Source organism: Scandinavium tedordense (assembly GCF_024764965.1).
In the GTDB taxonomy this organism is placed as follows: Bacteria; Pseudomonadota; Gammaproteobacteria; order Enterobacterales; family Enterobacteriaceae; genus Scandinavium; species Scandinavium tedordense.
Genome location: NZ_JALIGG010000057.1, coordinates 341054 through 366721, shown reverse-complemented (window position 1 = coordinate 366721; position 25668 = coordinate 341054). Strand labels below are relative to the sequence as shown.

The 25668-nt window shown below is 53.7% G+C and carries 23 protein-coding genes, 5 tRNA genes and 1 other RNA gene; 7 read left to right on the top strand and 22 right to left on the bottom strand.

Translation table 11 applies throughout. The features are described 5' to 3' along the window. Window positions 1-165 precede the first annotated feature (165 nt). The 5 genes from galE (at window position 166) to gpmA (ending at window position 5383) form a co-directional block, all read left to right on the top strand. Window positions 166-1182, top strand: coding sequence for a UDP-glucose 4-epimerase GalE (gene galE / locus MUU46_RS17650; RefSeq protein ID WP_258966187.1), 1017 nt, complete (start codon window positions 166-168; stop codon window positions 1180-1182). A gap of 9 nt (window positions 1183-1191) precedes the next feature. Beyond that, a complete protein-coding gene (gene galT, locus MUU46_RS17645; RefSeq protein WP_159754244.1) occupies window positions 1192-2238 on the top strand; it encodes a galactose-1-phosphate uridylyltransferase in 1047 nt (348 codons plus the stop codon). Between the two features lie 5 nt (window positions 2239-2243). Further along, complete coding sequence (gene galK, locus MUU46_RS17640) at window positions 2244-3392, top strand: galactokinase (RefSeq protein ID WP_258966186.1); 1149 nt, start codon at window positions 2244-2246, stop codon at window positions 3390-3392. Next, entirely contained in the window at window positions 3386-4426 is a 1041-nt protein-coding gene (gene galM, locus MUU46_RS17635; protein WP_159754250.1) for a galactose-1-epimerase, read from the top strand. The genes galK and galM overlap by 7 nt, the downstream gene beginning before the upstream one ends. Before the next feature lie 204 nt (window positions 4427-4630). Further along, window positions 4631-5383 carry a 2,3-diphosphoglycerate-dependent phosphoglycerate mutase gene (gene gpmA, locus MUU46_RS17630; protein WP_110510067.1) on the top strand — a complete coding sequence of 251 codons (753 nt, stop codon included), beginning with the start codon at window positions 4631-4633 and terminating at the stop codon, window positions 5381-5383. A 92-nt stretch (window positions 5384-5475) separates the two neighbouring features. On the opposite strand, the gene aroG is transcribed toward gpmA, so the two are convergent. After that, the gene (gene aroG / locus MUU46_RS17625; RefSeq protein ID WP_258966185.1) at window positions 5476-6528 is read right to left on the bottom strand and encodes a 3-deoxy-7-phosphoheptulonate synthase AroG; all 1053 of its coding nucleotides are present in this window, start codon (window positions 6526-6528) and stop codon (window positions 5476-5478) included. Window positions 6529-6847: 319 nt separating this feature from the next. Here aroG and MUU46_RS17620 point away from each other — a divergent pair, with 319 nt between their 5' ends. Next, window positions 6848-7234 carry a YbgS-like family protein gene (locus MUU46_RS17620; RefSeq protein ID WP_110510069.1) on the top strand — a complete coding sequence of 129 codons (387 nt, stop codon included), beginning with the start codon at window positions 6848-6850 and terminating at the stop codon, window positions 7232-7234. Between the two features lie 120 nt (window positions 7235-7354). Next, window positions 7355-8299 carry a CDF family zinc transporter ZitB gene (gene zitB, locus MUU46_RS17615; protein WP_258966184.1) on the top strand — a complete coding sequence of 315 codons (945 nt, stop codon included), beginning with the start codon at window positions 7355-7357 and terminating at the stop codon, window positions 8297-8299. On the opposite strand, the gene pnuC is transcribed toward zitB, so the two are convergent. The 21 genes from pnuC to mngA form a co-directional block, all read right to left on the bottom strand. Next, on the bottom strand, window positions 8296-9015 hold the full coding sequence (gene pnuC, locus MUU46_RS17610; protein ID WP_258966183.1) for a nicotinamide riboside transporter PnuC: 720 nt from the start codon (window positions 9013-9015) through the stop codon (window positions 8296-8298). The two genes, zitB and pnuC, sit on opposite strands and share 4 nt — an antisense overlap. Before the next feature lie 55 nt (window positions 9016-9070). Further along, on the bottom strand, window positions 9071-10114 hold the full coding sequence (gene nadA / locus MUU46_RS17605) for a quinolinate synthase NadA (protein WP_258966182.1): 1044 nt from the start codon (window positions 10112-10114) through the stop codon (window positions 9071-9073). 271 nt (window positions 10115-10385) lie between these two features. Next, a non-coding RNA gene (locus tag MUU46_RS17600) (RtT sRNA) lies at window positions 10386-10511 on the bottom strand. Between the two features lie 31 nt (window positions 10512-10542). Further along, window positions 10543-10618 (bottom strand) — tRNA-Lys (locus tag MUU46_RS17595). A gap of 36 nt (window positions 10619-10654) precedes the next feature. After that, window positions 10655-10730 (bottom strand) — tRNA-Lys (locus tag MUU46_RS17590). Between the two features lie 152 nt (window positions 10731-10882). Further along, a tRNA-Lys gene (locus MUU46_RS17585) sits at window positions 10883-10958 on the bottom strand. A gap of 3 nt (window positions 10959-10961) precedes the next feature. Beyond that, window positions 10962-11037: transfer RNA gene (locus tag MUU46_RS17580), tRNA-Val, on the bottom strand. 135 nt (window positions 11038-11172) lie between these two features. After that, window positions 11173-11248, bottom strand: a tRNA-Lys gene (locus MUU46_RS17575). Between the two features lie 165 nt (window positions 11249-11413). Continuing rightward, entirely contained in the window at window positions 11414-12211 is a 798-nt protein-coding gene (cpoB, locus tag MUU46_RS17570) for a cell division protein CpoB (RefSeq protein ID WP_258966181.1), read from the bottom strand. 9 nt (window positions 12212-12220) lie between these two features. Next, window positions 12221-12742, bottom strand: coding sequence for a peptidoglycan-associated lipoprotein Pal (pal, locus tag MUU46_RS17565; protein WP_159754268.1), 522 nt, complete (start codon window positions 12740-12742; stop codon window positions 12221-12223). 34 nt (window positions 12743-12776) lie between these two features. Beyond that, entirely contained in the window at window positions 12777-14069 is a 1293-nt protein-coding gene (gene tolB, locus MUU46_RS17560; protein ID WP_159755246.1) for a Tol-Pal system beta propeller repeat protein TolB, read from the bottom strand. Window positions 14070-14195: 126 nt separating this feature from the next. Continuing rightward, window positions 14196-15386, bottom strand: coding sequence for a cell envelope integrity protein TolA (gene tolA, locus MUU46_RS17555; RefSeq protein ID WP_159754271.1), 1191 nt, complete (start codon window positions 15384-15386; stop codon window positions 14196-14198). 36 nt (window positions 15387-15422) lie between these two features. Next, the gene (gene tolR / locus MUU46_RS17550; RefSeq protein ID WP_110510077.1) at window positions 15423-15854 is read right to left on the bottom strand and encodes a colicin uptake protein TolR; all 432 of its coding nucleotides are present in this window, start codon (window positions 15852-15854) and stop codon (window positions 15423-15425) included. Window positions 15855-15857: 3 nt separating this feature from the next. Further along, window positions 15858-16550, bottom strand: coding sequence for a Tol-Pal system protein TolQ (gene tolQ / locus MUU46_RS17545; protein ID WP_110510078.1), 693 nt, complete (start codon window positions 16548-16550; stop codon window positions 15858-15860). Continuing rightward, window positions 16547-16951 carry a tol-pal system-associated acyl-CoA thioesterase gene (gene ybgC / locus MUU46_RS17540; RefSeq protein ID WP_097164735.1) on the bottom strand — a complete coding sequence of 135 codons (405 nt, stop codon included), beginning with the start codon at window positions 16949-16951 and terminating at the stop codon, window positions 16547-16549. Before ybgC ends, tolQ begins: the two co-directional genes overlap by 4 nt. Before the next feature lie 150 nt (window positions 16952-17101). Next, window positions 17102-17395 (bottom strand): cyd operon protein YbgE, encoded by a 294-nt coding sequence (gene ybgE, locus MUU46_RS17535; RefSeq protein WP_159754277.1) that lies wholly within the window; start codon window positions 17393-17395, stop codon window positions 17102-17104. After that, on the bottom strand, window positions 17395-17502 hold the full coding sequence (cydX, locus tag MUU46_RS17530) for a cytochrome bd-I oxidase subunit CydX (RefSeq protein WP_110510082.1): 108 nt from the start codon (window positions 17500-17502) through the stop codon (window positions 17395-17397). The genes ybgE and cydX overlap by 1 nt, the downstream gene beginning before the upstream one ends. A 14-nt stretch (window positions 17503-17516) precedes the next feature. Next, a complete protein-coding gene (gene cydB, locus MUU46_RS17525; RefSeq protein WP_159754280.1) occupies window positions 17517-18656 on the bottom strand; it encodes a cytochrome d ubiquinol oxidase subunit II in 1140 nt (379 codons plus the stop codon). A gap of 15 nt (window positions 18657-18671) precedes the next feature. After that, window positions 18672-20240, bottom strand: a complete 1569-nt coding sequence (gene cydA / locus MUU46_RS17520; protein WP_159755249.1) for a cytochrome ubiquinol oxidase subunit I — start codon at window positions 20238-20240, stop codon at window positions 18672-18674. Between the two features lie 680 nt (window positions 20241-20920). Continuing rightward, window positions 20921-23557 (bottom strand): mannosylglycerate hydrolase, encoded by a 2637-nt coding sequence (gene mngB, locus MUU46_RS17515; protein WP_258966180.1) that lies wholly within the window; start codon window positions 23555-23557, stop codon window positions 20921-20923. Between the two features lie 22 nt (window positions 23558-23579). Next, on the bottom strand, window positions 23580-25496 hold the full coding sequence (mngA, locus tag MUU46_RS17510; protein WP_258966179.1) for a PTS 2-O-a-mannosyl-D-glycerate transporter subunit IIABC: 1917 nt from the start codon (window positions 25494-25496) through the stop codon (window positions 23580-23582). Window positions 25497-25668 lie beyond the last annotated feature (172 nt).

Sequence of the window (25668 nt, the reverse complement as noted above, 5' to 3'; positions counted from 1 at the left end):
AGAGTATCACCCCTTCGTACCCACCTTGATTTATAATGCAAAACGTTCGGCATTCAGGATGGAAACTGACTGTGTAAACGATTCCACTAATCTATTCCATGTCACACTTTTTGCATCTCTGTTATGCTAGTCTTATTACATACCATAAGCCTGATGGAGCGAAAAATGAGAGTATTGGTTACGGGTGGTAGCGGTTACATAGGCAGCCATACTTGCGTGCAATTACTGAAACAAGGCCACGACGTCATCATTCTGGATAACCTCTGTAACAGTAAGCGCAGTGTGTTACCGGTGATTGAACGCCTTGCGGGCAAACAGGCCCTTTTCGTAGAAGGCGATATTCGCAACGAAGCGCTGATGACCGAAGTTTTGCACGATCACGCGATTGACACTGTTATCCATTTCGCCGGGCTGAAAGCCGTGGGTGAGTCTGTCGAGAAACCGCTGGAATACTACGATAACAACGTTAACGGAACCCTGCGTTTAATCGCCGCCATGCGCGCCGCGAACGTTAAAAACTTCATCTTCAGCTCTTCCGCTACCGTCTACGGCGATCAGCCAAAAATTCCCTACGCGGAAAGTTTCCCGACCGGCACGCCACAAAGCCCGTACGGCAAAAGCAAATTGATGGTTGAACAAATCCTGACCGACCTGCAAAAAGCGCAGCCGGAATGGAGCATTGCGCTGTTGCGCTATTTCAACCCGGTTGGCGCGCACCCGTCAGGCGACATGGGTGAAGATCCTCAGGGCATTCCGAATAACCTGATGCCGTATATCGCGCAAGTTGCCGTCGGTCGTCGTGAATCGCTGGCCATTTTTGGTAACGACTACCCGACCGAAGACGGTACCGGCGTGCGTGACTATATCCACGTGATGGACCTGGCCGACGGCCACGTTGCCGCGATGGAAAAACTGGCTGAAAAACCGGGCGTACACATTTACAACCTCGGTGCCGGCGTCGGCAGCAGCGTGCTGGACGTGGTTAACGCCTTCAGCAAAGCCTGCGGCAAACCGGTCAATCATCACTTCGCCCCGCGTCGCGATGGCGATCTCCCGGCCTATTGGGCCGATGCGAGCAAAGCTGACCGCGAACTCGGCTGGCATGTTACCCGTACTCTCGACGAAATGGCGCAGGATACCTGGCACTGGCAATCGCGTCATCCGCAGGGTTACACCGACTAAGGACCTGTCATGACGCAATTTAACCCCGTCGATCATCCGCACCGCCGTTTTAACCCGTTAACCGGGCAGTGGATCCTCGTCTCTCCGCACCGCGCAAAACGTCCCTGGCAGGGGGCGCAAGAAACGCCTGCCAAACAAACGTTGCCGAAACACGATCCTGACTGCTTCCTGTGTCCAGGCAATACCCGTGTCACTGGCGATACCAACCCGCAGTACACCGGTACTTACGTGTTTACCAACGACTTTGCCGCGCTGATGACCGATACGCCAGACGCACCGCAAAATGTCGATCCGCTGATGCGCAGTGAAAGCGCCCGCGGCACCAGTCGCGTTATTTGCTTCTCACCCGATCACAGCAAAACGCTGCCTGAACTGAGCGTCAGCGCGCTGGAAGAAGTGGTGCAAACCTGGCAACAGCAGACGGCGGAGTTAGGCCAGCAGTACCCGTGGGTGCAGGTTTTTGAGAATAAAGGCGCGGCGATGGGCTGCTCCAACCCGCATCCGCACGGCCAGGTTTGGGCTAACAGCTTTTTACCGAACGAAGCCGAGCGCGAAGACCGACTGCAAAAAGCCTATCTCGACGAGCAGGGTTCGCCGATGCTGGTCGACTATGCGCAGCGTGAACTGGCGGACGGCAGCCGGACCATCATCGAAACCGATCACTGGCTGGCGGTGGTGCCCTACTGGGCTGCATGGCCGTTCGAAACGCTGCTGCTGCCGAAAGCGCATGTGCAACGTATTACCGATTTAACCGATGCTCAACGCAGTGATTTGGCGTTGGCGTTGAAAAAACTGACCAGCCGTTACGACAACCTGTTCCAGTGCTCCTTCCCTTACTCGATGGGCTGGCACGGCGCGCCGTTCAATGGCGAAGATAATTCTCATTGGCAGCTCCACGCCCATTTCTATCCGCCGCTGCTGCGCTCGGCCACCGTGCGCAAATTCATGGTCGGCTATGAAATGCTGGCAGAAACCCAGCGCGACCTGACGGCAGAACAAGCCGCCGAACGTCTGCGCGCCGTCAGTGACGTCCACTATCGCGAATCAGGAGTATAAAAATAATGAGTCTGAAAGAGAAAACCCTGTCCCTGTTTGCTGAGAAATTTGGCTACCCTGCCAACCATACGATTCAGGCGCCTGGCCGCGTGAACCTGATCGGCGAACACACCGACTACAACGATGGTTTCGTGCTGCCCTGCGCCATTGATTACCAGACGGTGATCAGCTGCTCACCGCGTGAAGACAGAACCGTGCGTGTCATCGCAGCCGATTACGAAAACCAGACCGACGAATTCTCGCTTGATGCGCCAATCATCAGCCACGATACCCAGCAGTGGTCCAACTACGTGCGCGGCGTGGTGAAACATCTGCAAAAGCGCAATCGCAATTTCGGCGGTGTGGATATGGTCATCAGCGGCGACGTGCCGCAGGGCGCGGGCCTGAGCTCTTCTGCATCGCTTGAAGTGGCGGTCGGTACTGTTTTCCAGCAGCTGTACCATCTGCCACTCGACGGCGCGCAAATTGCGCTGAACGGTCAGGAAGCAGAGAACCAGTTTGTCGGCTGTAACTGCGGCATTATGGATCAGTTGATTTCAGCTCTGGGCAAGAAAGACCATGCGCTGTTGCTGGACTGTCGCTCGCTCGGCACCAAAGCCGTGTCGATGCCGAAAGGCGCGGCCGTTATCATCATTAACAGTAATTTCAAACGCACCCTGGTTGGCAGCGAGTACAACACCCGCCGCGAGCAGTGTGAAACCGGTGCCCGCTTCTTCCAGCAGCCTGCTTTGCGCGATGTGTCACTGGAAACATTCAACGCCGTGGCACATGAGCTGGACCCTATCGTTGCCAAACGCGTACGTCACGTACTGACCGAAAACGCCCGCACCGTCGAAGCCGCGTCCGCGCTGGAAAAAGGCGACCTGAAACGCATGGGCGAACTGATGGCAGAATCACACGCATCAATGCGCGATGATTTTGAAATCACCGTTCCACAGATTGATACGCTGGTCGAGATTGTGAAAGCCACCATCGGCGATCAGGGCGGCGTGCGTATGACCGGCGGCGGTTTTGGCGGCTGCATCGTAGCACTGGTGCCAGAAGCGCTGGTGCCGACAGTGAAAGAGGCCGTCGCTGAGCAATATGAAGCGAAAACCGGCATCAAAGAAACCTTCTACGTCTGCAAAGCATCACAAGGAGCGGGCCAGTGCTAAAAGAAATTCCCACTCTGGCGCCAGACGGCCTGCCCTTCCGCCTGCTGACCCTGCGCAATAGCGCGGGGATGGTAGTGACATTAATGGACTGGGGTGCAACGCTGCTGTCCGCGCGCATTCCGATGCAGGACAGTTCGGTACGCGAAGCTCTTCTCGGCTGCGCCAGCCCGGAACAGTATCCGCAGCAGGCGGCGTTTCTCGGTGCATCGATTGGTCGTTACGCCAATCGCATCGCCGACAGCCGTTTTACCCTCACTGGCACGACCTATGAACTGGCCCCGAGCCAGGGCCCGAACCAGCTGCACGGCGGCCCGGAAGGGTTTGATAAGCGTCGCTGGCAGGTTGTGAATCAGAACGATGAATCGGTGTTGTTTGCGCTGGAATCTGCCGATGGTGACCAGGGTTTCCCTGGGAATCTTAGCGCCACAGCACTTTACCGTCTGACCGAAGACAACCGTATTGCCATTGAATACCGTGCCACGGTGGATAAAGCCTGCCCGGTCAACCTGACCAACCACGTCTATTTCAACCTTGATGGCGGTCAGAGCGACGTGCGCGAGCACAAGCTGCACATCGCGGCGGATGCGTATCTGCCTGTAGATAGCATGGGCATTCCGCGCTCCGGTCTGAAAGACGTGGCGCAAACCAGCTTCGATTTCCGCCAGCCCAAAATCATTGCCAGCGAGTTCCTGAGCGATGACGATCAGCGTCAGATGAAAGGCTACGATCATGCCTTTTTACTCTCGACCCAGGGCGAGCTGTCGCAGGCCGCCGCGACCGTCTGGTCTGCGGATGAAAAGCTACAGCTGAAGGTCTACACCACTGCGCCGGCGCTTCAGTTCTACACCGGTAATTATCTCGGCGGCACACTGTCGCGCGAAACCGAGCCGTATGCCGACTGGCAAGGGCTGGCGCTGGAAAGCGAATGTCTGCCGGACAGCCCAAATCACCCGGAATTCCCGCAACCAGACTGCGTGCTGCTGCCGGGTGAAGAATACGTCAGCATCACCGAATACCAGTTTACCTCGTTGTGATCTCTGCCCTCCGTCCGGAGGGCTTTTTTTTCACCAGATTGTTGAAAGTAGCGCCAATCACCGACAAAAAGACAACCTCCGATTCACAAGCTGCTTACACTACGTCGCTATTTTCGCTATGGTTAAGGATAAGCGTTGCCGTCCGTCGCGAGGCGGCAATATAATGAGAATTGTTATCATTCAATCTAGTTCAGGAGTAACGGTATGGCTGTAACTAAGCTTGTGCTTGTTCGCCACGGCGAAAGCCAGTGGAATAATGAAAACCGCTTCACCGGTTGGTATGACGTTGATCTGTCTGAGAAAGGCGTTGGCGAAGCGAAAGCAGCAGGGAAACTGCTGAAAGACGAAGGCTTCAGCTTTGATTTTGCTTACACCTCTGTGCTGAAACGTGCCATTCACACCCTGTGGAACGTACTGGACGAACTGGACCAGGCCTGGCTGCCGGTTGAGAAATCCTGGAAACTGAACGAGCGTCACTATGGTGCGCTGCAGGGTCTGAACAAAGCTGAAACCGCTGAAAAATACGGTGATGAGCAGGTTAAGCAGTGGCGTCGTGGTTTTGCCATCACCCCGCCAGAACTGACCAAAGATGACGAGCGTTATCCGGGCCACGATCCGCGCTACGCGCAGCTGACTGACAAAGAGCTGCCGGTAACGGAAAGCCTGGCGCTGACTATCGACAGGGTTGTGCCTTACTGGAACGAAACCATCCTGCCACGCCTGAAAAGCGGTGAGCGCGTGATCATCGCCGCTCACGGTAACTCTCTGCGTGCCCTGGTGAAATACCTGGACCACATGGGTGAAGACGAAATTCTCGAACTGAACATCCCAACTGGCGTACCGCTGGTGTATGAGTTCGACGAAAACTTCAAACCTATCAAACACTACTATCTGGGTAACGCTGACGAAATCGCTGCAAAAGCGGCGGCCGTTGCGAACCAGGGTAAAGCGAAATAAGTTTTCGCCAGACGTAAAAAAGCGTGGAGCATTCCACGCTTTTTTATTGCCCGCTATTCAGCAAACCCGCCCTATTTTACCGGGCGTTGGGCTTAACCGCGACGCGCTTTAACGGCGTTAGCCAGCTGGCGCAGCACCGTGTCGGTGTCGTCCCAGCCAATGCAGGCATCGGTGATGCTTTTGCCGTAGGTCAGCGTTTCACCGCCTTCCAGATTCTGATTCCCTTCCACCAGATGGCTTTCAATCATCACGCCGACAATCGCTTTCTCGCCGGAAGCAATCTGACCCGAAACATCGGTCGCCACATCCATCTGCTTTTTGAACTGCTTGCTGGAGTTAGCGTGACTGAAATCGATCATCACCTGAGATGGCAGGCCTGCTTTCTGCAACCCTTCTTTGACCATTGTCACGTGATGCGCGCTGTAGTTTGGCTCTTTACCACCGCGCAGGATGATGTGGCAGTCGCCATTCCCGCTGGTGTTCACAATCGCCGAATGGCCCCATTTGGTGACCGACAGGAAACAATGTGGCGCACCGGCAGCGTTGATCGCGTCAATCGCTACTTTGATGGTGCCATCAGTACCGTTCTTGAAGCCAACCGGGCAAGAAAGACCGGAAGCCAGTTCACGGTGAACCTGAGATTCCGTCGTGCGCGCACCGATTGCGCCCCAGCTCATCAGGTCAGCCATGTACTGCGGGGTAATCATGTCGAGGAACTCACCCGCCGCGGGCAAACCGCTGTCGTTGATTTCCAGCAGCAGCTTACGCGCGATACGCAGACCGTCGTTGATCTGGAAGCTGTTATCCATGTGCGGATCGTTAATCAACCCTTTCCAACCCACGGTGGTACGCGGCTTCTCAAAATAGACGCGCATGACAATTTCCAGCTCGCCTTTCAGTTCGTCGCGCAGCGTGAGCAGACGGTTCGCGTATTCCTTCGCCGCCACAGGATCGTGAATCGAGCACGGACCAATCACCACCAACAGGCGATCATCGTTGCCTTTGAGGATCTTGTGGATCGCTTTACGGGCATGAGAAACCGTGTTGGCAGCATTCTCAGTGGCAGGGAATTTCTCAAGGAGCGCTACAGGAGGTAATAACTCATTGATCTCTTTAATGCGTAAGTCATCGTTCTGATAATTCATGATCTTTCCAGCGTTGCCATACTTATATAATTGAGTGCAATGCCTTCAATCTAACTTGTCGGCCTAAGAGTGTAAACGGGCTTTTACAGTTGAGCAGGATAATTCCTGGAATTACCTTAAAAAATGCCAGAAAGTAGCGAGAAGTGAGATGTCCGCTACACTTTTTAAGTGTAAATACTGACTTTTGTATCTTTAACGGGATTCCAGACTGACATAATTCAGAATTGTGGAATCTTTAGCCATGGTGCGACGACGCACAGGCAGATATGCACTGTTGGAAGAAGTTATCCGACCTAACGACCATAACAGGAGCATCCCCATGAAAAACAATACACTGGCAACGCTTTTCCTGACAGCAACCCTTTCAATGATGAGCGGCGCGGCGATGGCTGCCGACAGCGCTTCGAATGCTTCCGATAACAACGGCCAGGCAAACTCCTCGGCCGATGCGGGCCAGATGGCACCCGATGCCCATCAGAATATCGCGCCAAATGGCGTCGATAACAGCAATGTGAATACGCAGTCCAGCGGCACAATGCTGCACCCGAACGGATCCAGCAGTGATGCGCAGCACATGAGCAAAGATGAGATCCACAAAAACTCGATGTGTAAAGACGGTAAATGCCCGGATATCAACAAGAAAGTTGAAACCGGTGATGGTATGAATAACGATGTGAACACTAAAACTGATGGTACTACGCAGTAATCCTCGTTCCGCCCTTCCCCAAAAAGGAGAGCCCTGCTCTCCTTTTTTATTTGTATGCGAAATGGCAAAATATCTGTAATCATGTCATGCACTAACACTTAAATTTTGCAGGATTTGTGTATGCCACATTCACATTCCCACTCCCCATCACCGCAGACCGATAACGGCAACGCTCGCCGTTTGCTGCTGGCGTTCATCATTACCGCTGCCTTTATGGTAATCGAAGTCATCGGCGGGCTTATCTCCGGTTCACTGGCGCTGCTGGCCGATGCCGGGCACATGTTGACCGATGCCGCCGCGTTGCTGTTCGCGCTGATGGCGGTGCATTTCGCTCGCCGCCCGCCGAATTCCCGCCACACATTTGGCTGGCTGCGACTGACGACCCTCGCTGCGTTCGTGAACGCGATCGCTTTGGTATTGATAACGGTCCTGATTGTCTGGGAAGCGATTGTGCGTTTCCGCCATCCGCAGCCTGTCGCGGGTGCAACCATGATGGTCATCGCCGTGGCAGGTTTGTTGGCCAATATCCTGTCATTCTGGATTTTGCATCGCGGGAGCGAGGAGAAAAACCTGAACGTGCGCGCCGCAGCTCTGCACGTTCTCGGGGATTTGCTCGGTTCGGTGGGAGCGATTGTCGCGGCTATTGTTATTCTGACCACCGGCTGGACGCCCATTGACCCGATTTTGTCCATTCTGGTGTCATGCCTGGTGCTGCGCAGTGCCTGGCAACTGCTGAAAGAGAGCGTGAATGAACTGCTGGAAGGTGCGCCCGGCTCGCTGGATATTGGCGCGCTCAAGCGCGGGCTGCGCCGCGAAATCCCGGAAGTTCGCGACGTGCATCATGTTCACATATGGCTGGTTGGGGAAAAACCGGTGATGACCTTACACGTGCACGTGATCCCGCCGCACGATCACGACGGGCTGCTGGATAAAATCCAGCACTATCTGGAACATAATTACCAGATAGCGCATGCCACAATCCAGATGGAATACCAGCCCTGTAACGGCCCTGAATGCCATCTAAGCGAGACACAGGCCGAACACGCGCATCATCACCATCATTAATGGGAAAGCGCGCGAGAGCCTCGTTCACGCGCGCTATTAATCCACATCCGGCTCCCGTTCAGCGCGATAAATGTTAGCAGCAGATATTCGAGCGACATCGCATACACGCCCTGCCGCGCAAAAATCACCACGCTGATAACGTTGATAATCACCCACAGCAGCCAGTTCTCGACGTATTTACGAGTCATCAGGATCATAGCCACAATCGACAACACCATCATGCAGGAATCCCAGAATGGGAAGGCATCCGGCTGCAGCTCGGGCATCGCGACGTTAAGCCCTACGGTTTGCATGAAAGAGACGGCCACACGCGTCAGGAAAGCAAAAACAGGATTGATAAACACGGTCATCAGCCCGATGGCCACCACGCATACCGCCAGCCAGGCAAGCGCTTTGCGTAAGGGCAGCCAGCGGATTTGCAATTCAGCCTGATTCTGGCTGGTTTGCCGCGACCACGCATACCAGCCGTAGATATTCGCCGCGAAGAAGAAAAGCTGCAGCAATAGGCTGGCATAGAGCTGAATCTGGTAGAAGATTATCGCAAACAGCGTGACGTTCAGCAGACCAAACGCGTAGTTGCTGATTTTCTCAAGGCTGGCAAGCCAGATACAGATCAGGCCAGCCACGGTTCCCACCGCTTCAATCCACGACAGGTCGTAACCGCCAGCACCAATCGGGATATGTACCAGAATGTTTTGTGTACTGAAGAAATCCATTTTATCTCCGTCCGGTCAGCCAAAAGTGTTGTTATGGGCGTGTTTATTAACGTGTTTATGAACGTAGTGTAGCTGCAAAATCCAGCATGCGGTTAAGGGGCAGCAGAGCACGCTCTCGCAGCACGGCATCAACATGCATCTCATGTTCAGCGCCACCGTGCTCCAGGCCATCTGCGATGGCTTTCAGGCCGTTCATTGCCATCCACGGACAATGTGCACAGCTACGACAGGTCGCGCCCTCTCCCGCCGTTGGTGCTTCCAGCAATTCTTTCTCCGGTACCGCCTGCTGCATCTTGTAGAAAATCCCACGGTCGGTGGCGACAATAAGCTGCGGATTAGGCAACGTTTTCGCGGCCGTGATCAGCTGGCTGGTTGAACCTACCGCGTCGGCCATATCCACAATCGACTGTGGCGACTCAGGATGCACCAGAATCGCCGCCTCAGGATAAAGCGCCTTCATGCGAGCCAGCGCCTGCGTTTTAAACTCGTCATGCACGATACACGCGCCCTGCCAGCAGAGGACATCTGCGCCGGTCTGTTTTTGGACGTAGCGACCAAGATGACGGTCCGGTGCCCAGATAATTTTCTCTCCGAGGCTGTCCAGATGCTCGATCAGTTCAACGGCAATGCTCGACGTGACCACCCAGTCAGCACGTGCTTTGACCGCGGCGGAGGTGTTGGCGTATACCACTACGGTGCGATCCGGGTGGGCATCACAGAATTTATTGAATTCATCAATCGGGCAGCCCAGGTCAAGTGAGCATTCTGCATTCAGCGTCGGCATCAGAATGGTTTTTTCCGGACTGAGGATTTTTGCCGTTTCGCCCATGAAGCGCACGCCTGCGACCAGTAGCGTGGAGGCCGTGTGCCGGGCGCCGAAACGCGCCATCTCGAGGGAGTCTGAAATACAGCCGCCCGTTTCTTCTGCCAGCTGCTGAATTTCCGGGTCGGTATAGTAGTGCGCGACCATTACCGCATCTTTCTCTTTAAGAAGGCGCTTTATCTTTTCACGATAAAACTGCTTGTCATCCGTGCTGAGTGGCACAGGCTTCGGCGGGAAAGGATAAATTGCGGTTTCAGGATCAAACATTACGCTCATCTTGGGCTTCTCGTTTTACTGGCTTAACCAAACCATCGCCAATCAGCAGTGTTTTGTGAGTACTGAGGTGATGGTGTTTTATATACTAAACAAGATAGCGAAAATTTGGGGAATTGTCGTGGGGAATTTTCCCCCTCCCCCCAACCCTCTCCCTCAGGGAGAGGGAGAAGAGCGACAGCGCGCTTTTGTCAGAATTTAGCGGGTTGAGCAAGATAGCTTTCTGCCCGAATCGCGCATAGCAAAAAGGCGCCTTTAGGGCGCCTTTCTACATTGGTGGGTCGTGCAGGATGACTCGCTTCGCTCACCCTTCGGGCCGTCGCCGCAAACGGCTCCGTTGTCTCACTGCGTGAGGCTCGAACCTGCTGCAGGTTCTCATCTTTCCCGAATCGCGCATAGCAAAAAGGCGCCTTTAGGGCGCCTTTCTACATTGGTGGGTCGTGCAGGATTCGAACCTGCGACCAATTGATTAAAAGTCAACTGCTCTACCAACTGAGCTAACGACCCCTTTCGGGATTTTCTTCGAAGACGTCACCAAATAGATGGTGGGTCGTGCAGGATTCGAACCTGCGACCAATTGATTAAAAGTCAACTGCTCTACCAACTGAGCTAACGACCCATAAGGTCTTGCTTCGAAGAGATACTGCTTTTTACTCAGCACCAATCATTAAATTGATGGGTCGTGCAGGATGACTCGACTTCATCTCGCCCTACGGGCCGTTGCATAGCAACGTTATCCTTCACGCTTAACACCTGAGTAAGATGTTAAATTGGTGGGTCGTGCAGGATTCGAACCTGCGACCAATTGATTAAAAGTCAACTGCTCTACCAACTGAGCTAACGACCCGAGTGGTGGGTGATGACGGGATCGAACCGCCGACCCCCTCCTTGTAAGGGAGGTGCTCTCCCAGCTGAGCTAATCACCCGATACTGCGCTGGATACTGCTTACTAACTGAGTTAGTAGTGGGTCGTGCAGGATGACTCAACTTCGTCTCGCCCTTTGGGCCGTTGCTTACGCAACGTTATCCTTCACGTTTTACAATCGCATCCACTAAACGATTGGTGGGTCGTGCAGGATTCGAACCTGCGACCAATTGATTAAAAGTCAACTGCTCTACCAACTGAGCTAACGACCCACTATTTTCGCCGCTTTCAGGATGTTTGATATCCCTTGGCAACGGCGGCATATATTACTGGTTTCAGATTTGAGCGCAACTAAAATTTCGAACAACTGCGCTTAACTGCTTATGATTCAGGCGGCATGACCAGAAATACTTCAATTTCAGGTCATGCCTTAAGCATCAGAGTCCACTCAGGCGTTTTTGCGCTTGTTTAGCGCCTTCAGTGCCTGGGTATTTGGTCACCACCTGCTGATAAACCGCTTTGGCTTTAGCAGTGTCGCCTTTGTCCTGCATGATGACGCCAACTTTAAACATCGCGTCTGCAGCTTTTGGGGATTTCGGGTAATTTTTCACCACTGAGGCAAAATAATACGCCGCATCATCTTTTTTACCCTTGTTGTAATTCAACTGTCCGAGCCAGTAATGGGCATTCGGCTGATACGTTGAGTCAGGGTATTTTTTGATGAAGTTCTGGAATGCCGCAATCGCGTCATCCTGGCGAGAGCTGTCTTTCACCAACGCTATCGCCGCGTTGTAATCCGTATTGGCATCACCGCTTTGCACTGGCACACCAGACGCTGCAGCGCCTGCTGCTGGCGCTGGAGTGGCCGCTGTTGCATTCCCACTCTGCTCGCCGGCTGCTGGCTGTGCTGGCGTCGCAGCGGCGCCGCTACTCATCCCATCAAGCTGGGTCTGGATCTGCTTTTGGCGATCGACGGCCTGATTGAGCTGATATTGGCTCTCCTGGATTTGACCACGCAGGGAATCAATATCGGCCTGGTTGTCCTGAAGCTGCTGCTGGAGTTGAGTCAAAAGTTGACTGTGAGCGTTGGAAATACGCTCGAGTTGAGTGACACGGTCTTCGACCGAGCCTGAGCCGACACTACTGATTGGCGCCTGAGCATTAGCGGCCCAAGGGGCCGCTATGCCAACCAGTAACGACAGACTCAACAAATGATGTCTGAAGTTACTGCTCATGCAATTCTCTTAGTAAACCAGTACGGCACGACGGTTTTTGGAGTAAGCCGCGTCGTCGTGACCCAGTACTGCAGGTTTTTCTTTACCGTAAGAAACGATGGAGATCTGATCAGCTGAAACGCCTTTACCCTGCAGGTACATTTTAACAGCGTTTGCACGACGTTCGCCCAGGGCGATGTTGTACTCAGGAGTACCACGTTCGTCAGCATGACCTTCTACGGTGACTTTGTAAGATGGGTTGCTACGCAGGAAGTTTGCGTGCGCGTCCAGCATCGCAGCGAAGTCAGAACGGATATCGTACTTATCGAGATCAAAGTAAACGATGTTGTTCTGCTGCAGCTGCTGCATTTGCAGACGAGCTTGCTCTTCGGAAGACATGTTGCCTTGACCGTTAGCGTCCATACCAGTGCCGGCACCAGTCATGCCTTCGCCGCTCTGATCGTTGCTTGCATTCTTGTTGGAAGAACACGCCGCGATAGCCATAACTGGCAGAGCGATCATCAGTCCTTTCAGCACTTTGTTCAGTTGCATTTCTTTGATTCCTATAATATTCAATTAATTATTATTACAGATACGGCGACCAGGCAGGGAATTTAACCTGTCCATCAGTAGCCGGAAGACGCGCTTTGAAACGCCCATCTGTAGAAACCAGATTCAGCACAGATCCCATCCCCTGAGAAGAGCTGTAGATAACCATTGTGCCGTTCGGTGCCAGACTTGGCGTTTCATCCAAGAACGTTGACGACAGAACCTGTACGCCACCCGCTGCCAGATCTTGTTTGGCAATGTGCTGCTGGCCATTAGCCGAGCTCACCATTACCAGGAACTTACCGTCAGTGCTCACATCAGCATCCTGGTTCTGAGAACCTTCCCAGGTAATACGCTGCGGAGTGCCACCGTTAACATTAACTTTATACACCTGCGGACGACCGGCCTGGTCAGAGGTAAAGGCCAGATTCTGACTGTCCGGGAACCAGGTTGGTTCGGTATTGTTGCTGCGACCGTTCGTAATCTGGCTGATTTGACCCGAGCCCAGATCCATCACATAGAGGTTCAGGCTACCGGTTTTCGACAATGCGAAGGCCAGTTTAGAACCGTCAGGTGAGAACGTTGGTGCACCGTTATGCTGCGGGAACGAAGCAACCTGACGGATAGCGCCGTTTGCCAGCGTCTGAATAACCAGTGCTGAACGACCGCTTTCGAAGGTGACATACGCCAGCTTAGAGCCATCCGGAGACCACGCCGGAGACATCAGCGGCTGCGGAGAACGGTGAACCACAAACTGGTTGTAGCCATCATAGTCAGACACGCGCAGTTCATACGGGAATTGGCCGCCGTTGGTTTGCACCACGTAAGCGATACGAGTACGGAACGCACCTTTAATGCCAGTCAGCTTCTCGAACACTTCGTCACTGGCAGTATGGCCCGCGTAACGCAACCATTGCTTGTTCACTTTGTATGAGTTCTGAGCCAGAACGGTACCCGGCGCACCACCGGTATCCACCAGCTGGTAAGCAACGGTGTAAGAGCCGTCCGGGTTTGGCGTAACCTGACCTACAACAACGGCATCAATGCCGAGTGCAGACCATGCCGCCGGTTGAACTTCCTGTGCGCTACCCGGCTGCTGTGGCAGACGAGAGCGATCCAGTGGGTTAAATTTACCGCTGTTGCGCAGGTCAGCCGCCACAATGCCGCCGATATCTTCAGGGGCGGCACCTGGGCCTGCCCATTTAAATGGCGCAACGCCGATTGGGCGTGCCGAATCCACCCCTTGAGTGATTTCGATACGTACTTCTGCGTGCAGCACAGCTGCCCACAGCATCAGAAAACCAAATGCTACTCGTAATGCCTGCTTCATCATATCTCCCTTATCCAGGCGGAAAGCCCACGATAATTTAGCAGAATGTTAACAAACTCAAATACACAAAACTACCAAAACCCTGTGACTTACATTAGCCAACATTCAGGCTTTCGCTGCGAAAAATCACAGTTTGAAAGCCAGAGTGGCATTCTTGATTTTTTCGTAAACAGCCTCACTCGGCGGTTTAGGAATTGTCGCCGTCTTAGCCGCCGTTAACGCCGCCTGACAGAGAGCAGGATCGCCTCCAGCAGACGTGATGCTTTTCAACGTACCATCAGGTGCAAGACTGATGTGCAAGTCACACTGTTGTCCAGCGTAAAGCCCTGCATCATAGAGACGACTTTGAATCGCCTTACTAATCTGATTGGCATAAGCGCTGATATCCGCGCCTGTCGCCCCACCATTTGCACCACTAGTACCACTATCTTTCGAAGGCGTCCCGGAGCCTTTCGCCCCACCACCGGTTTTCGGTGCATTCTTACCTGAACTGAGATCGCCCAACAGGTCATCAACACCAGAAGCATCTTTTGCTTCAGCCGCTTTCTTGGCTGCGGCTGCTTTCGCTGCTTTCGCGGATGCTGCTTTTTCTGCCGCAGCCGCTTTGTCTGCGGCTGCTTTATCGGCGGCGGCTTTCGCGGCAGCAGCTTTTTCAGCGGCAGCGGCTTTCTTCGCGGCATCCGCGGTGGCTTTCTTCTCAGCGTCTTGCTGAGCTTTCTTAGCCGCCTCGGCTTGTGCTTTTTTCTGTGCGTCAGCAGCAGCTTTCGTCGCTTCTGCTTCGGCTTTCTTCTGAGCATCTGCGGCGGCTTTCTTCGCAGCTTCTGCTGCAACTTTTGCCTGTGAATCCGCTTTGGCTTTCGCCAATGCAGCGGCTTTCACTGCGGCTTCTTCCGCCTGTTTCTGCTGCTCTTGCGCTTTCTTCGTCGACTCTTCAGCCTGCTTCTGCGCATCGGCCTGCTTACTGGCTTCTTCCTGTGCCTTCAGACGGTCTTGTTCGAGTTGTTTCAGGCGTTCCTGCTCGGCGGCCTGCTTTTCACGCATCTCTTCCGCCTGCTGCTGCGCCTGTTTTTCACGCTGCTCTTCGGCACGACGCGCGCTGGCCTGCTGATTCTGTTGACGATTATAGTTCTGAACGACCGCACCTGGATCGACCATCACCGCGTCAATAGACGAGCCACCGCCTCCGCCTGCCGAAGCATCTATGTGCTCATCGAACGAACTCCAAATCAGCAGTGCAATCAGAATGATATGCAGAATGACTGAAACGATGATCGCGCGTTTAAGCTTGTCGTTTTGTTGCTCGGTTGCCTTTGACACTCTCGGTTCCCAAAAACTGTTAGCCTGTCAGACGGGTCAGATTGGCTGGGTCATTAAACCCACTGATTTCACACCCGCGCTGTGCAACAGGTTCAGCGCTTTAATGATTTCATCGTAAGGCACATCTTTCGCGCCACCGATCAGGAAGACGGTTTTCGGATTTTCTTGCAGATGACGCTGAGCTTCAGCAACCACCTGCTCTGGCGGCAATTGTGGCATTTTATCCTGCCCCACATTGACGCTGTACTGTCCGATTCCGGAAACTTCCACAATCACCGGCGGATCGTCATTGGTACTGACGGCCTGCGACTCCGTTGCATCTGGAAGATCGACTTCCACGCTCTGCGTGATGATCGGCGCTGTCGCCATGAAGATCAGCAACAGCACCAGCAACACATCAAGCAGCGGAACGATGTTAATTTCGGACTTCAGCTCGCGACGTCCGCGTCCACGACGTGCTCTGGCCATGGTTTACCCCTTGTTGCTTTCGCTGCTGGTAAACGCCTGACGGTGCAGAATCGCGGTGAACTCTTCCATAAAGTTGTCGTAGTTCAGCTCCAGTTTATTCACGCGCTGGTTCAGGCGGTTGTACGCCATTACCGCCGGGATAGCCGCGAACAGACCAATCGCCGTGGCGATCAGTGCTTCTGCGATACCCGGTGCGACCATCTGCAGCGTCGCCTGTTTTACCGCACCAAGCGCGATGAAGGCGTGCATGATCCCCCACACCGTACCAAACAGGCCGATATATGGACTGATAGAACCGACGGTGCCAAGGAATGGAATGTGGTTTTCAAGGTTTTCCAGTTCGCGGTTCATGGAGATACGCATCGCACGCGACGCCCCTTCCACGACAGCTTCCGGCGCATGGCTGTTCGCCCGATGCAAACGCGCAAACTCTTTGAAACCGCTGTAGAAGATTTGCTCCGAGCCGGTCAAATTATCGCGACGGCCCTGGCTCTCCTGATACAGACGAGAGAGTTCAATCCCAGACCAGAACTTGTCTTCAAACGCTTCAGCTTCGCGTGTGGCGGTGTTAAGGATGCGCGTTCTCTGGATAATGATTGCCCAGGACGCGATTGAAAAACCAATCAAAATGAACATGATAAGTTTAACCAGAAGGCTCGCCTTCAGGAACAAATCAAGGATATTCATGTCAGTCACTGCTTAAACTCCGCGACAATAGACTTGGGAAGCGCACGAGGCTTCATTAAGAGTGGATCAACACAGACAATCAGTACTTCAGCTTCGTTGAGTACCTTGTTTTCTGCGTTGACAATCCGCTGCGTAAACACCAGAGAGGTGCCCCGCATCGCTGTAATTTCCGTTTGGACTTCGAGCATGTCATCGAGTCTGGCAGCGGCGAAATACTCCAGCGTCATCTTGCGCACCACAAAGGCAACGCGTTCAGCCAACAGAACCTGCTGGCTAAAGTGATGGTGGCGCAGCATCTCAGTGCGTGCTCTTTCATAAAAAGCGACGTAGCTGGCGTGGTAAACCACACCACCGGCATCGGTGTCTTCGTAATAGACACGAACCGGCCATCGAAACAGCGTTGTATTCACTTTACATCCCGGTAATGCAACAAATATGTAGGCCTTTCAAACTTCGCTACTATACGCGCGGGAATGCTGGTTTGGAATGGGATAAAGTAAACGGAGAGTAAATTTTTATGGGCTTGAACAAGCCCATAGCGATTAACGGATGTTTCTGAATCAGGCGAAGAAGAAAAACAGTCCGGCGACGAGAACAAGGTCGGCAATCAGCGGGCAGAAAATCCCCTGCCAGTGAATCGCCTTCGGGCGGAAACCGACGCCGTGGATCACGCCAGCACAAACGGCCCACATGATCAGAAAGCCGTGCCAAATTTCCAGCTCGCTGGTTTTCGCCGCAAAGCGCGACGGGTCCCAGATAACGCACCCTGCCAATGCCAGTGCCATCAGTAACGAAAGGGCCCGTAACGGGCCCTTATCCATTACCGCATATAACATCGCGATAATTTTACTCATTAATGATCTTCTTGTTGTCCAGACTCAATGTGCTCGAGCGCCAGTGCGGTGATCACACCAAATGCACAAGCAAGCAGCGTTCCCAGAATCCATGCGAAGTACCACATACGTTGCTCCTTACTTAGTACAGAGAATGGGTGTTGCGTTCAATGTCTTCTTTGGTGATACGACCGAACATCTTCCAGTAACACCAAGTGGTGTAGAGCAGGATAATCGGAACGAACACCATAGCCGCGTAAGTCATCACGTTCAGCGTCAATTGGCTGGAAGTGGCATCCCACATGGTCATACTTACATTCGGCATGGTGCTAGAAGGCATGATGAACGGGAACATAGCTACACCGGCAGTCAGGATAATGCATGCCAGAGTCAGTGAAGAGAAGATGAACGCCCAGGCGCCCTTCTCCATACGTGACATGACAACAGTCAGCAGCGGCAGAACCACACCCAGAGCAGGGATTACCCACAGAATCGGCATGTTTTTAAAGTTCACCAGCCATGCGCCTGCTTCACGAGCCACTTCTTTGGTCAGTGGGTTAGACGGTGCAGTATGGTCCAGCGCGGATTTCACCACGTAGCCATCAATACCGTACATCACCCAAACGCCTGCCAGTGCGAAGCACACCAGCGTAACCAGCGCTGCAACCTGCGAGGTCGCACGAGCACGCAGGTGCAGCTCGCCAACGGTACGCATTTGCAGGTAGGTCGCGCCCTGAGTCAGGATCATCGCCACGCTAACAATACCAGCCAGCAGACCAAATGGGTTCAGCAGCTGGAAGAAATTGCCAGTGTAGTAAAGACGCATGTACTCATCGAGGTGGAACGGTACGCCTTGCAGCAAGTTACCGAACGCTACGCCAATCACCAACGGTGGAACGAAGCTACCAATGAAGATGCCCCAGTCCCACATGTTGCGCCAGCGGGTGTCTTCAATCTTAGAACGGTAATCAAACCCGACTGGACGGAAGAACAATGATGCCAACACCAGAATCATCGCCACGTAGAAACCCGAGAACGCGGCGGCGTAGATCATTGGCCAAGCGGCAAACAACGCGCCACCGGCGGTGATCAACCACACCTGGTTACCGTCCCAGTGTGGGGCGATGGAGTTGATCATGATTCGACGTTCGGTGTCATTACGACCGAGGAACCGGGTGAGCATGCCCACCCCCATGTCGAAACCATCGGCAACGGCAAAACCGATTAGCAGAATACCAACCAGCAGCCACCAGATAAAACGCAATACTTCATAATCGAACATTTGACGACTCCTGTCTTAGCGTGCCGGCTGAGTAGACGCTGGGGTCTGCTCAAAGTGGTAACGACCGGTTTTCAGGCTGCTTGGTCCCAGACGTGCAAACTTGAACATCAGGAACATTTCAGCCACCAGGAACACGGTGTACAGACCACAAATAAGCAGCATCGAGAAAAGCACATCGCCGGTCGTCAGGGATGAGTTCGCCACAGCGGTTGGCAGAACTTCACCGATAGCCCAAGGCTGACGGCCATATTCCGCCACAAACCAACCGGATTCGATAGCAATCCACGGCAGCGGGATCCCGTACAGTGCGGTGCGCAACAGCCATTTTTTCTGACCGATACGGTTTCGAATCACAGACCAGAACGACGCCGCAATAATCAGCAGCATGATGATGCCGCAGCCAACCATGATACGGAAGGCGAAGTACAGCGGCGCAACGCGAGGAATCGAGTCTTTAGTCGCCAGCTGAATCTGTGCTTCCGTCGCGTCAGAGACGTTCGGGGTATAGCGTTTCAACAGCAGGCCGTAACCCAGGTCTTTTTTCACACTGTTGAACTCATCGCGAACGGTCTGATCTTTAGAACCAGAACGCAGCTGTTCCAACAGAGAATACGCTTTCATTCCGTTACGGATACGTTCTTCATGCTGCGCCAGCAGGTCTTTCAGGCCAGTAACCTGTTTATCGACTGAGCGGGTAGCGATGATACCCAGCGCGTAAGGAATTTGAATTGAGAAGTGGTTTTCCTGCGCATCCTGGTCCGGAATACCAAACAGCGTAAACGACGCCGGAGCCGGCTGCGTTTCCCATTCAGCTTCAATAGCGGCCAGTTTGGTTTTCTGCACGTCACCCATTTCATAACCGGATTCATCACCCAGCACGATAACGGAGAGGATAGCGGCCATACCGAAGCTCGCCGCGATGGCGAAAGAGCGCTTGGCGAACGGGAAGTCGCGGTTACGCAGCATATAGTAGGAGCTGATACCCAGGATGAACATCGCGCCACACACGTAGCCGGATGCCACGGTGTGAACGAATTTCACTTGTGCAACAGGGTTCAGGATAAGCTCAGAGAAGCTCACCATTTCCATGCGCATGGTTTCAAAGTTGAAATCGGAGGCGACTGGGTTTTGCATCCAGCCGTTCGCGACGAGGATCCACAGCGCGGACATGTTTGAACCCAGCGCAACGAGCCATGTCACCGCCATATGCTGGACTTTGCCCAGACGGTCCCAACCGAAGAAGAACAGACCTACAAAGGTGGATTCGAGGAAGAAGGCCATCAAACCTTCAATGGCCAGTGGCGCACCGAAGATATCGCCCACATAGTGAGAAAAATAAGACCAGTTAGTCCCGAACTGGAACTCCATGGTCAGACCGGTAGCCACACCCAGCGCAAAGTTGATACCAAACAACTTGCCCCAGAACTTGGTCATATCTTTATAAATCTGTTTGCCGGAAAGGACGTAAACCGTTTCCATAATGGCCAGCAGGAACGCCATACCGAGCGTCAGTGGCACAAATAGGAAGTGGTACATCGCGGTCAAGGCAAACTGTAAGCGCGACAGTTCGACTATATCTAACATCATGACTCCTTGCTCATCGCATGAAGACTCCGAGAGTGAAACCCGTTAGAAAGGATTCACACGCATGCCCCAATACAAAATTATTTGCTTCCCGCTTCGCTGCCGCTGTCACGATGTGAAAGCGGCGATGAGCAAAGGTTACAAATACGTTAATAAAAAACCCAAATTGATCCCTTGAATATATTACGCCGTAAAACCCTTACAATAAACAGGTTTTTATTGAACCGGATTTACGTTTTTCGACGCTGATCAATATATAGCTAAGATGACTCATTTCGACCACTTTGATCCGCGACAATTTACCGCTTTATCTCGCATTTATCCAAGGTTTGCGCCTTGATTTAAATCAATTTTACAATTACATGTTAATTGTGTATGCACTTGATGGTGCATAGTAAAATCAATGTTAAAAACATGTTTTTATGATGACATTGCCGGTTATCAAATAAGGAATAATTAGAATGAGAGGTAATTCATTTTTAACCACCGTCGCGATACGGTGTTGTGAAGGGTGGGCTCTGGAAGCAGGCAAAGGACATTCCCCTTTTTTGAGCGGATAAGTATAGCTGCTTTTATTACATTTTATTCACCATAATGAGTTTTAAAATTAACACCGCTGCGTGATTATCGGATAAAACAAAAACGACCACGCATAGCGTGGTCGGGTATCGTTTGCGGAGTTATTCATCAATCCTGATGCGCCAGGTCCGTGATTGTCCTGGTCTGAAACGCATCGGCTGGCCATGCATCTGGCTCCCCTCCCCTGGCAACTGCTCATCCATGCCCGTTTCTTCACATACGGGATGATGATGATTAAACCGCATCACCGACTCACAACATTCGCTGTCGGACGGGTTAAACAACCTGATAATCAGCGCCTCGTCGTCTTCCGCCTTTTTCAACGCGCTGAGCTGGCATCCCGTGGCCGGGAGCGTACACAGACTGAACGTTTCCGGCGCGGTAATCGCCGTGCGGTTCAGTTTCATCGCATCCCACGGGATTTTGTTGTAGCACTGCACTGGCGTCAGCCAGCTGCGCGCCTGCTGCGCCACGCCGGCATTCAACGCCGAGCCACTGAACGGCAGCAGGCTGAAACGGCAATGCAGTTCGCCGCGTACCTGGGAATCCGGTACCGGCATTTTGATACCAGAAGGACGCCCCGGGCGCAGCAGTAAATCTTCTTTACCCAGTACCCCCACACCACGCAGCAACGTCAGGGCAAAGGCACTTTGCGTCTCCCCGATGATTTCCACTTCACGCAGACCTTCTGTGAACAGCGCCAGCCCATTCGGCCCTTGCTGAAGTACGGCATAGTTGAGGAAATTCCACACCGGCACCGGCGCCTCTTTCCAGCCCTCTGCCTGCCAGACGTTCATCGCCTGATCCTGGACTGGCCGATTGAGCGAACCAAACTGAGTATCCGTCAGCACACTTTCCGCTTTATACGGGACAGGAATGCGCACCCGCACGCGGTGATCGTCAGCCTGATTCAGCACCTTCACATCAAACTCCACCCGGCGGCCGTGATGGCTGAGGGTGATGGTGGTTTCGCAGGCCAGCGACCCGCTGGTTTGACGCGCTGCGCGTTCCGCCAGATTTAGCGGCACCGCCAGCGTAGAACGTATCACCGCCCTGCTCTGCCACGCATCGTGTGTCACCGAATGCTGATGCGTGCCTTCGGCGCTGGTAAGTAACCACTCTTCCCGCGACGGCGAGTAGTCATACTCATCGCCGTCGTCAGAGCCGTCTTCAAACTCCAGCACCCGGTCATAAACAAGCCCGCTTTCCTTATCTTCCATTTTCAGCGTACCGTCCGCGTTAAGCGTGATTCGCCAGGCGCTGTTTTCCAGCAGCGCATCGCTCTGTTCCGGCACGTTCGCCTGTTGTCCTTCCGCGCCCGGTAGCACATGCAGCGTCAGCCAGCCCATCGCTGGCAGTACCTGACGCAACTGAATGTCGTATTCCATAAACGGCTCGTAGTTGCCGTAATGGACAATCTGGCGATCCACCAGCCCTGGGTCGATTTCTCGCTTATCGCGAATAAAGTACGGCACATCCTGGCCGTCGCGGTCGGTCAGGCGGAAACGACTGGCGCGCAGACGGATAGTGGTGTTGATCACTTCATCACGCGGCCACGGCATCAGGTTGAACAACGTCAGCTTGTCACCCTCGCTGTGCGCCATGTTGTCGACGATTTTACGCATATAGAAGGTGACCAGGCTGTCGGCCATGTCCTCCGCCAGCCAGAAGCGACTCATGATTTCCCGATGCACTTTGTCACTACAGCAGCAGCCGATGCTGTCGTGGGCGTGATTTTTGAGGATCTCCTTCCACATTTTTTCCAGCAGACCGTGGTGATATTCAAAGCCGAGCGTCCAGGCCAGCGACGCCAGCGGTTCGAGCACATTGACGATTTTGTTTTCGATTCGCGCATGGGCGATTTTGATGTCCATCCGCGTCGAGCCGATGGTGCGGTGCACGCGCATATATTTGCCGTCGTTGAACTCGCCGGTTAGCGTCGCCAGCGCATCGCGCTGCTGGTCAATCCGTTCAAACACCTCTTCAAATCGGCTCATCACAAATTCACGCTGCGGATAAATTTCCCGCAGTTTGTCCATCACCGCGAAAATGTTCTGCTGGAGCGGCATCTGATCGTGGCCGTTTGGCAGCAAAATCTCTTTGGTTTGCGAGGCTTTTTCCAGCACTTCAAAGTAGTTATCGAGACGTTTACGCAGGCCTGCTTCGTCCTCCGGTAAGTACTTACCAATCGCGTAGCCCAGGGGTAACACCTGCGTCGTCACTTCGCTGCCATCCTGACTGCGCCACAGAAACTCCGTTTTATCTGTACCGTGACGCTCCGAACAGCCGCGCCAGAACATCGCCCGTTTAATACCAAAGCCGTTATAGATGTGCGGCAGCTGGCCCGACATGCCGAAGGAATCTGGCAGATAACCAATTTTCATCGGCTCGCCGAACGACAGGCAGTCGCGCATGCCGTACATCAGGTTGCGGACAATCGATTCCCCGGCCACCACCGTGGTGTCCGTTTGCGTGTACCACGGCCCAATAATCAACTTTCCGGCCTGAACCAGGGCTTTTACGCGGGTGTGGTTTTCCGGCTTAACGGCAAAGTAATCCTCGAGAATAGCGGTCTGTCCATCGAGTACGTAGTACTTGTATTCGGGGTCCTGCTCAAGACGTGTCAGGATCTCTTCCATATTATTGACCAGCAAAATGCGCGACTCTTCGGTGGTGAAATACCACTCACGGTCCCAGTGCATATGCGGCGTGATGTGAACGCGAGATACAGCTTTCATCTTCGTTTCCTGTTCTGTTCAGTTAAGGCATGACGCTATCGGGAATATATTTACCGGCTTTGACCGCCTGGCGACGCCAGAGGACAAGCACACAGGTGGAGATAGCCGCGCCGATAATGGCTGAGGCAAACCAACCTACAGCGGCCAGCACGCCACCCAAGCCGCCATCGTGCAGTAAAAAGAGTGAGAAAATACCGGCGCCCGGCGTCGACAATCCGAGATCCATGCTGCCCACCAATGCGCCAGTGACCATTGAGCCCAGAACGAATGAGCCAATCACCCGCAGCGGATCTTCAATCGCCATCGGAATCGCCCCTTCGGTGATACCCGCCAGCCCCAGCAACCAGGTTGATTTGCCGGTTTCAATTTCGAAGGGTTTAAACAGACGAGGCGCAATCATGGTGGAAGCGGTGACGGTGAAGGCCGAGACCATTTTCACCGAGGCAAAAATGGCGTACGGGCCATACACGCCGTTGGCCATCGCCCCAAGGCAAAATGCGTAGGCTGCTTTATTCACCGGACCGCCGAGGTCAAACGAACACATAAAGCCGAGGATCGCGCCCAGCACTAGCGCGTTGGTGCCTGACAGACCGTTCAGCCACGCGGTTAAACCGTTGTTGACCCACGCCACCGGTTCGCCGACCACAAACAGCATCAGGCTGCCTGCGCCAAGCGTACCGAGCACCGGATAGAGGTAATATGTGAGGAAGCCGTTGTAGCGATTGTTTAATCGGATGTGGTTTTTCACCCAGCGCATCAGATACCCGGCAATCAGGCCGCCCGCGACCGCGCCGAGGAAACCAGAGCCAATCATGTTTGCCGCAAGCCCTGCCGCAAAGCCCGGCGCCAGCGCGGGTTTATCCGCCAGGGAATACGCGGTGTACGCCGCCAACACCGGCACCATTAATATGCCGAGCATCCCACCGCCCAGTTTGCGGTACATCCACAGCCACGAGTTTTCCTGATCGAACAAATGCTGCAAACCGAGCATTTGCGCCAGTAAAACCGCCACCGCCAGCACCGTTCCGCCCGCGACGATCAGCGGCACGGCAAACGAAATCCCGCTCAGCAAGGCCTGCTTGAGTTCAGTTTTCAGGCTTTTAGTGTCGTGATTTTCAGTCTGAACATCGCGCTGTTCGGTGGACGGTTTCAGCGCCAGCGCCTGCTGGATAAGTGCTTCGGCATGACGAATCGGCTCAGCAACCGCCACCGAAAGGGCCGGAATACCGTTAAAACGCTCCGATTCTTTGATCGCCACTTCTGCCGCAAAAATACAGGCCTGAGCGTTATTCAGCTGTTCGACGGTCAGGCGGTTTTCAATTCCGTTTGCGCCCTGCCGTTCGACACAGACGTTTACGCCGAGCTTCTGCCCTGCTTTTTCCAGATATTCAGCCGCCATATAGGTGTGGGCGATGCCTGCCGGACAGGCGGTAACGCAGACGATGGTTGGGGCGTTTTTCTCAACGGGCGTTGCAGCCACTTCCAGCGGCGCGTCCAGCACCCGTAATAATTGTTCCGCAGTGGTGGCCGCACACACGGCGGCGCGCACTTCGTCGTCCACCAGCCGGGACGTCAGCGCCGTGAGCAGCTGCATGTGCGTGGAACCCGCCTGCGCGGGCGGGATAGCCAGCAGCACAACCAGGTTCACCTCTTCCTCACCGTCCACGCCTTCCCACAGAATCGGCTGAGGGAGCGTCGCCACGGCAAATGCCGCTTCGTTTACGGCAAGGCTTTTGCCGTGTGGTACCGCCAAGCCTTCACCGAGCGCAGTCGGCCCTTCACTTTCACGGGCAAACACATCCCGAAGAAAATCGTCGAGGCTGGAAATGTTACCGAGCGCAGCCAGCCGTTCGGCCAGGGCGCGGATCGTTTCATCGCGGCTGGCAAAATTGGCCTGCAAGCAGAGCGCGTCCGGGTGCGTTAACGTCGTCAGGTTCATCACGATCCTCACTGTAAAAGTGTAAAAACGGCCAGTCGGCCATTCAGCTGGAAGGATCCTGCCAGATAAAAAAATACATTTATGTGATCACTTTCTCTCAAACAAAAAATTTGCATTTAATTTGTATTGTTTACAAATTCACCCATACAGGCATAATTCGTATTACTGATGC